The sequence below is a fragment of the Exiguobacterium sp. SH0S1 genome, assembly GCF_004337165.1.
GTDB lineage: Bacteria > Bacillota > Bacilli > Exiguobacteriales > Exiguobacteriaceae > Exiguobacterium > Exiguobacterium aurantiacum_A.
Window position 1 is genome coordinate 1278680 of record NZ_SJVC01000001.1, and the last position, 10910, is coordinate 1289589.

Annotated in this window: 12 protein-coding genes; 1 reads left to right on the top strand and 11 read right to left on the bottom strand. The window is 55.0% G+C overall.

Annotated features, from left to right (window positions below; genetic code table 11):
- Window positions 1–92: 92 nt before the first annotated feature.
- From EVJ20_RS06515 to hprK, 10 genes are all read right to left on the bottom strand, one after another.
- The gene (locus EVJ20_RS06515; RefSeq protein WP_016508644.1) at window positions 93–329 is read right to left on the bottom strand and encodes a hypothetical protein; all 237 of its coding nucleotides are present in this window, start codon (window positions 327–329) and stop codon (window positions 93–95) included.
- An 86-nt stretch (window positions 330–415) separates the two neighbouring features.
- Complete coding sequence (whiA, locus tag EVJ20_RS06520) at window positions 416–1369, bottom strand: DNA-binding protein WhiA (RefSeq protein ID WP_131441394.1); 954 nt, start codon at window positions 1367–1369, stop codon at window positions 416–418.
- Between the two features lie 25 nt (window positions 1370–1394).
- Window positions 1395–2390 (bottom strand): gluconeogenesis factor YvcK family protein, encoded by a 996-nt coding sequence (locus EVJ20_RS06525; protein WP_131455833.1) that lies wholly within the window; start codon window positions 2388–2390, stop codon window positions 1395–1397.
- A 1-nt stretch (window position 2391) separates the two neighbouring features.
- Window positions 2392–3264 (bottom strand): RNase adapter RapZ, encoded by an 873-nt coding sequence (gene rapZ, locus EVJ20_RS06530; protein ID WP_016508640.1) that lies wholly within the window; start codon window positions 3262–3264, stop codon window positions 2392–2394.
- A gap of 124 nt (window positions 3265–3388) precedes the next feature.
- The gene (gene trxB / locus EVJ20_RS06535) at window positions 3389–4342 is read right to left on the bottom strand and encodes a thioredoxin-disulfide reductase (RefSeq protein ID WP_070328693.1); all 954 of its coding nucleotides are present in this window, start codon (window positions 4340–4342) and stop codon (window positions 3389–3391) included.
- A gap of 68 nt (window positions 4343–4410) precedes the next feature.
- Complete coding sequence (locus tag EVJ20_RS06540; RefSeq protein ID WP_236636169.1) at window positions 4411–5883, bottom strand: tetratricopeptide repeat protein; 1473 nt, start codon at window positions 5881–5883, stop codon at window positions 4411–4413.
- A 296-nt stretch (window positions 5884–6179) separates the two neighbouring features.
- Window positions 6180–6662, bottom strand: coding sequence for an acyltransferase (locus EVJ20_RS06545; RefSeq protein ID WP_131441393.1), 483 nt, complete (start codon window positions 6660–6662; stop codon window positions 6180–6182).
- Window positions 6655–7305, bottom strand: coding sequence for a pyrophosphatase PpaX (gene ppaX / locus EVJ20_RS06550; protein ID WP_131443172.1), 651 nt, complete (start codon window positions 7303–7305; stop codon window positions 6655–6657). The genes EVJ20_RS06545 and ppaX overlap by 8 nt, the downstream gene beginning before the upstream one ends.
- Window positions 7305–8126 (bottom strand): prolipoprotein diacylglyceryl transferase, encoded by an 822-nt coding sequence (gene lgt, locus EVJ20_RS06555; protein ID WP_070328688.1) that lies wholly within the window; start codon window positions 8124–8126, stop codon window positions 7305–7307. The genes ppaX and lgt overlap by 1 nt, the downstream gene beginning before the upstream one ends.
- Entirely contained in the window at window positions 8123–9061 is a 939-nt protein-coding gene (gene hprK, locus EVJ20_RS06560) for an HPr(Ser) kinase/phosphatase (protein ID WP_131507335.1), read from the bottom strand. Before hprK ends, lgt begins: the two co-directional genes overlap by 4 nt.
- A gap of 156 nt (window positions 9062–9217) precedes the next feature.
- Between hprK and EVJ20_RS06565 the strand changes: the two genes are divergently transcribed.
- Window positions 9218–9574, top strand: a complete 357-nt coding sequence (locus EVJ20_RS06565; RefSeq protein ID WP_070328686.1) for a hypothetical protein — start codon at window positions 9218–9220, stop codon at window positions 9572–9574.
- 93 nt (window positions 9575–9667) lie between these two features.
- On the opposite strand, the gene EVJ20_RS06570 is transcribed toward EVJ20_RS06565, so the two are convergent.
- A complete protein-coding gene (locus EVJ20_RS06570) occupies window positions 9668–10846 on the bottom strand; it encodes a DUF4097 family beta strand repeat-containing protein (protein WP_131507336.1) in 1179 nt (392 codons plus the stop codon).
- Window positions 10847–10910: the final 64 nt, after the last annotated feature.

Here is a 10910-nt window from a genome sequence, read left to right on the forward strand (position 1 = left end):
GGATCGACCTCCATTCCAATTCAGTAACTCCACTATTCCAAATTTCCGTGACGGATGCAACCAAAAAAGGCTGACCGCGGTCAGCCCTTTTCTCATTTGCTTAAATTATCAACGCTCGTGAGCAGTTCATAGTCTTTACGGATAACTTGGTAAATCGCGTTCGTATCGCCCGACAACATCTCTTCAGCACGCAACTGGTTGAGGAAGAGGCTTGTCGCGAATGTCACGAGCGCACTTTTCGGAATCCCGATTTCTTTGGCCCGGTCCGTGATGACCCGGTCTAGCTCAGCGTCAATCGTGAGCGAAAGTCTTTTCTTTGCATTCGACATAATGTTGAAGCTCCTTTAGTTTACATTTCAAATTCCTATACACAATTGCTAATTATATAGGAAGAATGCTTTTGACGCAACCGGTGTCAGGATGACCCGATTTCTTCACCGCTGCGAACTTTCTCCGCAATCTGGTCGATTTTGCGAAGCCGGTGGTTGATGCCCGACTTCGAGATCGGTCCCGTCTCGAGCATCTCCCCGAGTTCTTGGAGCGACACGTCTTGATGGGTGACCCGAAGCTCGGCGATTTCGCGGAGCTTGACCGGTAAAACTTCAAGCCCGACCGTCCGTTCGAGATACTTGATATTCTCGACTTGCCGGAGCGCCGCCCCGACCGTCTTGTTCAAGTTCGCCGTCTCACAGTTGACGAGCCGGTTGACCGAGTTGCGCATGTCTTTGATGATGCGGGCGTCCTCAAAATCGAGCATGCCGCGCGTCGCCCCGATCAGTTTAAGGAAGTCGGAGATCTTCTCGCTCTCTTTGATGTAGAGGATATGCCCTTTTTTCCGCTCGAGCGTCTTTGCGTTCAAGCCGAAGCGGTTGGCGAGGTCCCGGAGCGCCTGGTTATGGTTCTCATACAGGCTGTACACCTCTAGATGATACGACGACGTCTTCGGATGGTTGATCGATCCTCCGGCGAGGAACGCACCACGCAAGTAAGCGCGGGCCAGGTTCTGGTTGCGCGTCATATCCGAGTTGAGTGTCCGGATCATCTCATAGTTCTCCCCGAGGATCTCGAGGTCACGGAGCATCGTCTCGGCGCGTTGCGAGACACGGACGATGTAGACGTTGTTCTTCTTCAACCGCATTTTCTTCCGGACGAACAGATCCAAGTGATGGTCGTACAGACGTTTCATGAGGGAGTAGATGCGGCGCGCGATCGCGGCGTTCTCGGTCGAGACGTCAAGCGTCATCCCCCGTCCTAAAGCGAGCGAGATGACACCGTTCATGCGGACGAGCGCGGACAATTCCGCTTTCGCCTCGGCATCGGTGACGTCGAGTTGCGTCAGTTCTTTTTTCACTTCTGAGGCAAAGCTCATCTCGGTCCCCTCCTTTCCATTCCTGCTATTTCAGTTCAAGCTCCTGGTACGAGCGTGGTTTCTTGATCCGCAGCACGCGTTGCATGACGAGCCCAGCAATCGCATCCGAATCGTGACGGATATAGTCCCGGTTATAGTCGACGATGTCCCCGGCGAGCACGTTCGTGCCATAGTTGCGGAGCTTCTTCCGATCGAACCGGACTTCTTCCGATCCGTCTTCGAGGTAGCGCTCTAAATAAATATCTTCAATCGGTTCGTTGTTGACGACGATCGTATCGACCGTCGACTTCCCGAGGTACGCCTCGACCGACTTCAAATGCCGCATCGCGTCGTAGCCTTGCGTCTCACCCGGTTGCGTCATGACGTTACAAATATAGACGATCGGGACGCCGGCCCGGACGATGGCGTCGCGCACTTCCGGGATCAACAAGTTCGGAATGATGCTCGTATACAGGCTTCCCGGACCAAGGACGATCACATCTGCCTGTTCAATCGCTTCGACGACACCCGGTGCTGCTTTGATGCCTTCTTCTAGCAAGAACAGGCGCTTGATCGCTTTTCCGACGAGAGGGATCTTTGATTCGCCTTTGACGATCGTCCCGTCCTCAAATTCAGCGGCGAGCGTCATGAGCGTCTCCGTGACGGGCAAGACCTTCCCTTGGGCGTTCAACAGCTGCGACAGCACGTCGATCGCTTTGACGAACGAACCTTCACAAATATGTGTCGCCGCCGTCAACATCAAGTTGCCGAGCGAATGCCCCTCGAGCCCGTAGCCGCTGTCGAACCGATACTGTAAGATGCGGTCCATGAGCGGCTCGACTTCAGACAACGCTAAGATGACGTTACGGATATCCCCGGGCGGTAGCATGTGGAACTCGTCGCGGAGCCGTCCCGAGCTGCCACCGTCATCCCCGACCGTGACGATTGCCGTGATCGCGAGCGGATAATGCTTGAGACCACGGACGAGCGTCGATAGACCCGTCCCGCCACCGATGGCGACAACTTTTCTCTCGCGTCTCATCTTACTTCTCCTGCGTCGCGTGGACGAGGTCGCGATGGACCGTCTTGACGTTGTAGCGTTCGGCGAAATGGGCCGATACTTTTTCAGCGAACGTGATCGAGCGGTGTTTCCCGCCCGTACAACCGAAAGCGACGACGACTTGCGCTTTCCCTTCCCGCTTGTATTGCGGCAACAGGAACTCGAGCATATCAATCACTTTTTTATAAAATGCGCGCGCCTCAGGATGCGACATGACGTAAGTCTGGACTGCTTCCGTCTGCCCTGTGAGCGGCCGTAGTTCCGGGATGTAAAACGGGTTCGTGATGAAGCGGACATCGAACAGTAAATCGATGTCGAGCGGTACGCCGTGCTTAAAGCCGAACGACATGAAGTTGACGGTGAACGGGATCCGCTCCTCGTTGAACTGGAGCAAAATCCGGTCTTTGAGCATTTGTGGCTTCAAGTCGCTCGTATCGTAGAGCGTGTGGGCCCGGTCACGGAACCCTTCGAGCAGCGAGCGCTCCATCTTGATGCCGACGAGCGGTGCGTCTTCCGGGGCGAGCGGATGCGACCGGCGCGTCTCTTTATAACGACGGACGAGCACGTCGTCCCGTGTGTCGAGATAGAGCAGATGCGGGTGCACGTTCTTTTGTTCGAGATCATCGATGACGATGAACAAGCTATCGATGAAGTCCGGCGTGCGCGTGTCGATCGCGACCGCAATCTTCGGACGGACCGAACTGATGACATCGATCAGCTGCGGCAACAGTACTGGCGGCAAGTTATCGACGCAAAAATAGCCGAGGTCCTCAAAGCTATTCATTGCGACCGATTTACCAGCCCCACTCATCCCGCTGATGATGATCAATTCTTCTAATCCTTTAAAGTCTTCCATGTCGCTGACGCCCCCTTAAATTTGACAACCGAGCCGTGTGTTCGGCTCTCTTCTACCCTCAGTATAACGAACGCCCGAAAAAAAGAGAAGGGATTGCGGTTGCCCGCAATCCCTTCTGCCTTGGTCACGCGTTTTGTTCTTGTAATTTCTCGAGGAGACCCTCGATGAAATGTTGCGCGTTTTGAGCGGCGATTGACCCGTCATTCGTCGCTGTGACGACTTGACGGAGCGTCTTGTCGCGAACGTCTCCGGCGGCGAAGATCCCAGGGATCGTCGTCTCCATCGCTTCGTTCGTGACGATATAGCCTTGCTCGTTCAAGATGCCGAGGTCTTTGACGAATCCAGTGATCGGGTTCATCCCGATATAGATGAACACGCCATCGATCTCATGCTCCGACTCCGTGCCGTCGATCGTGCTGACGAGACGGGCCCCGCCGACTTTCCCGTCTGCTTCCACGATCTCTTTCAACGTGTGGTTCCAGATGAAATCGACTTTCGGGTTGTCGAACGCACGTTTTTGCAGGATCTTCTGCGCCCGTAGCTCATCGCGACGGTGGACGATCGTCACTTTGTCCGCGAAGCGCGTCAAGAACACGCCTTCTTCGACAGCAGAGTCGCCGCCGCCGATGACGAACAAGTTTTTCCCTTTGAAGAACGCACCGTCACAGACTGCACAGTAGGATACACCGCGACCGCCGAGCTCTTCTTCACCCGGTACGCCGATTTTTTTATACTGCGCCCCTGAAGCAAGGATGATGGCGCGTGCCTTGTAGTCACGGTTATGGGCGTGGACGACTTTATATTCGGTTTCGTCCGAGATGCTTTGAACATCGCCATACGCGTACTCCGCACCGAAAGCTTTCGAGTGGTCAAACATTTTTTGAGATAGGTCAGGACCGAGAATGCTGTCGTAACCTGGATAGTTTTCGATATCTTCCGTGTTCGCCATCTGCCCACCTGGGATGCCTCGTTCGATCATAAGTGTCGACAAATTGGCACGCGACGCGTAAAGTGCCGCCGTCATTCCGGCTGGGCCGGCCCCGATGATAATGACGTCATAGATTTTTTCTTCTGTCATAGTGATTCCACCTCTGCATGAAATTGATTGACTTCAGTATAAGAAACCTAGGGAGGTATCGTCTATCTTTATGCTTGCTCGAGTGTCCGCTTGAACGTCCGGATCGTCCCGGTGAGCGTGTCGACCGAGACGCCGAACGTATCGGCGCATTCCTCGAGCAGGAGTGATTCGCGTTTCGCGTAAAACATCCAGACGAGCGCCGCGGCCGATGCCGTGACGTCTTCGAACGTTTCTCCCGCTAGCAGCAGTCGCGAGAAGCGCTCATAGAAATCGCCGTCGAGGCTCATCTGTTCTGCTTCCGTCACTTCCGTTTCGGCGAGGACGAGGGCGGCGTATCCTCGTTCGATCCGGGCGTCGCCCGTGAACGGAGAACCACAAATTTCAGCGCGACACTTTTCGGCGAACGAGATCACCGTCTCGTTATCGGTCAATCCGTTCGTCAAGGCGAGCGCCTCGAACGCTTCGTCATCGGCGAGCTTGGAGATAATCCGAATGATCTCGATGCGGGCCGTGTCTTCCTCTTGGCGCAGACCTTGGACGAGCGCCGAGCGGAACTCGAGGTTGTCGCGGATGTCGAACGGATTTTTCTCTTCAAACTGTTTCAACTCGTCACTGTTCAAATAGGTAGCCGCTTCTTCAGAACGTCCTGTCTTGTAGGCGGATACGCTGAGCCAATGCCCGAACAGTGAGTCGCCACGGAAGCCGCGTTCTTTCAATAGACGCAGTTCTTCGTAGGCATGGTCGTACTGGCCGACGAGAGCTAGCGTCGTAGCGAGCTTGTAGCGCAATTCAAATTGGATCGGACGGACGCGTGTGAGCGGGACCGACAGTTGCAGCGCCGCTTCCGACTGTCCGGCCTCATGTAATAGAAGAATCGTGTTCAAAATCGCATGCAAGTTGCCCGGATTTTGGTCGAGGACGTACTCGAGCGTCTCGAACGCCGATTCGTCGTTGCCGAGGTAAAAGTGGACGATGGCCAAATTGTTGAACGCCGGCCAAAACGTCGGATATTGATCGATCAAGCGCTCGAGCGTCGACTTGGCGGCGAAGAGCCGACCTTTGTCGATGTGTTGCTGCGCCTCGGTGTGCCACGTGATCAACTCGTCCTCTTCTTCGTCCTCGAGCTCTTGTTCAAGCTCGATCAGTTCGAGAAGGGATTGGACCGATTCCGCGTAACGACCGTGCGCTTCCTGTTCAAGATAGCGGCTCGCATACGTGGCCGCTTCTTCGTACTGTGAGATATAGGCGCAGTTGCTCGCGAGGTGATAAAGTGCCTCTGTCGCCGTTTGGTCGAGTTCTAATACCCGTTTCCACACATCGTTGGCGTGGTAGACCTCCCCTACTTCGAATAACAGTTCAGCGTACTGTTTGTGGTAATCGACGCGATGGGCTGCCGCAGCAGTTGCTTCAGCCATGAAAAAAGTCGCTTCATCTAGGCGACCTTCTCGTAACGCTCGACGACCTCTATAGTAGTGGAGCTCCGCAGCAAGCGGAGATTCTGGTTCGGGTAGCGTCATTAGTGCTTCATAGTTCGCTTCCATATTCTAAATCCTCCACATCGTCTCTAGTATCTTTTTTTAGTTGCAGGATTAAGAATACCGCACTCAATCCATGAGGGCAACCGAAAAAGTTTAAAAAAATCGGGACTATATTCCTTCTATAATGAATATATTTTACTAGGTCTGACAATTGTTTTTCGACAAAAATATACATGACGGCTCACCTCGCGACACGACACAAAAAAACGGCATCACCTTCAAATAAAGTGATACCGCTCAAGTATTTTTCACACGAAGACCAATCGAACAGCTTGAAATGATTTCGCACTAAATTGTGTCTATTTCGTGTCGATGGTTTGCAATTTAGCGCCGACGACGCGTTCACCAGGCAAGACGTCTCGATGCACGACGGCACCGGCTCCGATGACCGCCTTGTCACCGATCGTGATGCCCGGCAAGATCGTCACGTTCGCCCCGATCAAGACGTCGTCACCGATCCGAACGTCACCGATCCGATACTCGTCGACGAGGTATTCGTGACAGAGGATCGTCGTGTTGAAGCCGATGACCGTGTTGCGTCCGATCGTGATCCGCTCCGGGAACATGACGTCAGGCGTCACCATGAGGGCGAGGGCGCTATACTCCCCGATCTTCATCCCGAGGAAGTTCCGGTACAGCCAACGCTTCGCCTTGACGGACGGGAAGTAACGCCCGACGAGGACGACCGTCGTATTTTTGAAGACGCGCAAGAAGCGGATCGTCCGATACATCTGCCAGAGCGGGTTGGGCCCGTCCAGATGATACCGTTCCGTCTTACGCATTGACCGTGACCTCGTCGAGCCACGTCTCGAAGTGCTCCATCGACTCGATGATGACGTCAGGCTCGAGCGTCTCTAAGAACGCCCGGCCCTTCAAGGCCCAACCGACGGCGACCGTCTTCGTGCCGGCGTTTTTGCCGCTGAAGATGTCCGTATCGTTGTCCCCGACCATGACGGCCCGCTCCGGTGTCGAACCGAGCGCGCGCAGCGCCTGCTCGACCGGCTCGGCGTGCGGTTTCTCGTTTTCGACGTCGTCAGCCGTGACGACGACGCCAAACAAGTGGTCGATGTTGAACAAGCGAAGTCCGTGTTCGACGACCGGCCGGCCTTTCGATGTGACGATGCCCATCTTATAGCCTTTGGCGTGCAGACGATGCAGTCCTTCGATCACGCCAGGATATTCGGCGACGAGCGCGTCGTGCATGGCGATGTTGAAGCTGCGATAGAACGCCTGCATCTCTTTCCATTCCGGTTCATTGAGCGCTTTGAACGACTTCTCGAGCGTCGGTCCGATGAACGGGAAGATATCTTCGTCCCGATACGTCTCGTTCGGGAAGTAATACCCGAGCGTATGCCGAAAACTCGCAAGGATGAGCGGGTTCGTATCGAGCAACGTACCATCTAAGTCAAATAAAATCGTATCCATCAATCAAACAGTCCTTTCTCAGAAGGGTCATCGTACCGCTTCGCTTTCCGGCGCAACACCATCATCACGATCCCGAACACGATCATCGCGATCGAGACGAGCTGTGCCGTCCGTAGATCACCGGCCATGAGGCTGTCCGTACGGAGTCCCTCGATATAGAAGCGACCGATCGAGTACCAGACGAGGTACGACAAGAAGATATAGCCGCGCGGCGGATTGCCGACCATGCGCCAAACGACGAGCAAGATGACGCCGAGGATGTTCCAGACGCTCTCGAACAAGAACGTCGGCAAGTAGTACGCCCCGTCGATATACATCTGGTTGACGATCCAGTCCGGTAACAACAACGTCTCTTTCAAAAACCGGCTCGTCGTCTCAGACCCGTGCGCCTCTTGGTTCATGAAGTTGCCCCACCGGCCGATCGCTTGACCGAGCAAGAGCGACGGCGCGAGGATGTCGGTCACTTTCCAGAACGACATCGATTTACGCATCGAGTAGATGATGACGACGAGCAAGGCGCCGAAGATGGCCCCGTGAATCGCGATCCCGCCTTGACGGATATCGATGATCTGCCCGAGGTTTTGGCTGTAGTAATCCCATTGGAACACGACATAGTAAATCCGGGCGAAGACGATACTGATCGGGATCGCCCAGATGATGACGTCGACGACCCGCTCCGAATCATAATTGAGTCGCTTCGCCTCGAACAAGGCGAGGACGAGACCGAGCATCGCTCCGAAGGCGATGATCATGCCGTACCAATAGATCGGGAGCGACCCGATCTCGAACGCTACGCGGTCAAACGTCGGCTCCACCATCATTCCATGTCCCCTTCGTTATCGTGGATCGCGTTGGCGAGTCGTTCGGCGAACTCTTCCGCCGTGTTGATGCCCATGTTTTGCAGGCGATAGTTCATCGCCGCGACTTCGACGATGACGGCCAAGTTACGTCCCGGACGGACCGGGATCGTGAGGAGCGGCACTTCACTGTCGATGATCTTCATCGTGTTATGGTCGAGCCCGACGCGGTCATACACTTTGCCGGCGTCCCAGTTCTCGAGGTTGATGATCAAGCTGATCTTTTTGTGCGAACGGACGGCGCCCGCTCCGAACAGCGTCATCACGTCGATGATGCCGATCCCGCGAATCTCGAGCAAGTGGCGGATCAGTTTTGGTGCCGACCCGACGAGCAACTGGTCGCCCGTCTGCCGGATTTCGACCGAGTCGTCGGCGACGAGACGGTGGCCCCGCTTGACGAGCTCGAGCGCGGTCTCGGATTTACCGACGCCGCTCTGTCCTTTGATGAGGACGCCGACACCGTAAATGTCGACGAGGACGCCGTGCATCGCCGTCATCGGTGCGAGTTCCATCTCGAGGAAGTTCGTGATCTGTGACTCGATCGACGTCGTCACCGCGTTCGTGCGCATGAGCGGAACGTTTGCCGCCTCGGCCTCTTCCTCGATCTCGACCGGGATGTCGAATCCGCGCGTGATGAGAATGCCTGGTGTCGACTCCGTGCAAAGAATTTTGGCACGCTCGCGCCGGCTTTCTTCAGACAGGCTCGCGTAAAACGTGAGCTCCGTCTTGCCGAGCACTTGGAGACGATTCTTCGCATAGTGCGTATAGTAGCCGGCGAGGACGAGTCCTGGTCGACTGAGGTCCGGTGTGGCGACAGGACGGTGAAGCCCTTCTTCTCCGGAAATGACTTGAAGCTTGAAGCGCTCAACGAGTTGAGCCGTGCGTACGATATTTTGCATAAGTATCTGCCCCTTTCACGCTCATTATTGTATCATAGCTCCTTAGCAGAAGCGTTAATGAAAAGTGAGGCAGAACTTGTCAATTCAAAAGGAATGAAACTAATTTGTGGCAATTGCGTAGAACGGGTATAGAAGTTTATAAGGAGGTGAAACAAAATGGACGCACTCTTTTGGATTGCCATCGTCTTTATTTTCATCGTCGGGATCGCGGCGCTCGTCTATTTGATCAAGTCGCTCATCGACATGTGGCGCGAATATGCGACGACGAAGAACGAGACGGTGCTCTTGTTGTTCATCCTGAACATCGTCGGTGTCTTCTTGTCTGGCTCGTTACTTTCGATGATCGTCGCCATCATCTTCTACTGGAACCGCTCGAAAAAAATGCGGAACCTCGGGATCTTCCTACTCATCGCTGGACCGATTCTGTTTATCCTCTTTATCATCGGCTCGTTCACGTTGTATGACGCCCCGATGATGGAATGGGAACAGTTCGAGAACGAAATGAATTTATGACGTGACAAAGCCCGGAGGCAATCGCCTTCGGGCTTATTATGATTCACGCTGTACAAAAAGAACCCCGAAGGCGCTCACCTTCGGGGTTGATCGTCATTGCTGATGGAACGGGTTGTTCAAGTCGGCCGGGTTGACCGGGTCGACCGGATCATTCGGTTCCGTCGGTTCGTGCTTGTCTTCTTCGAGGAACGTCGATGGCGTATGGAGTGAACCGTGCTCGAGGTCGATCGTACCCGTACGTGTACCGGCTTCGACTTCGATGCGCGGCGTCTGGCCACGGCCTGATAAGAACTCGAGACGACGCTGGGCGACGTCTTTACGGTCGCGGACGATCTCGAGGTCGTCCAAGTCACAGTGGAGACCACCGAAGTTCGTCTCGAGGTCACCTTCGACTTCGACGCCGTGCGGCAAGACGAGTCGGATGTTCCCGGCGAGCGAAGCGAGTTCGAACTTGGCCGGACGCGCCGTCGCGAGTTCGGCGCGGATGTTGCCGTTCCCGGTCTTGAGCGAGGCCTTGTCATACTTCCCGTTCACGATGACAGAACCGTTACCGGTCCGGACGTGGACGAGCTCAGACTCGGTCGCTTCGACCTCGACCGTACCGTTGCCCGTGTTGACGAGGATTTCTGAAGCGTGCACCTCGTGAAGCACGACGCGGCCGTTCGCCGTCTGGACGCGGAAGCTCTCGACGTCGATCCCGTCGGCACGGACTTCACCGTTCAACGTTTGGACGTTCAAGTGGTCGAAATGATGATGCGGGACGTACAGTTCGACGTGGGCCCGGACGAGCTTGTCACGAAGTGAGATGACGAGACGGTCGCCGATGACCGAATGTTTGACGGCCGACTGGAGCTGTTCGAGCGCTTTGTCCGCGTCTTGCTGACGGAGCGGACGACCGGTGACGATCAGTTCACACTCATCGTTGTCCGACGAGACGATCGTCGCCGAGGCGTTGAACAAGTCGAGCAAGATATCTTTCCCGGTGAACGGGAACGATTTCGAGTACGTCACTTCCGGCCCGAAGTTCGAGCTGAACGAGAAGTCGCTGTCGCGAAGCTTCGTCACGAGTCCATCGACCGCTGACGTCAGTTTCGTCGTGAGCGATTCGACCGAGTAGGCATCGACCTTCTCCGTCTCTTGATGCTCTTCAAGCGCTTGCATACGCTCCGGCTCCAACTTCTCGAGCCGTTCGAGTTGGGTCATCCCTTCCTCAATCGTCAGTTTGCCATCTTTCACTTGCTGGAGAATCAGTTCACGCATTTCTTGTTTCACGTTCGTTTCCCCCTTCGATTTGGTTACACGTCAATCATGTTCCCGTTTCTAAACATTTCTATAC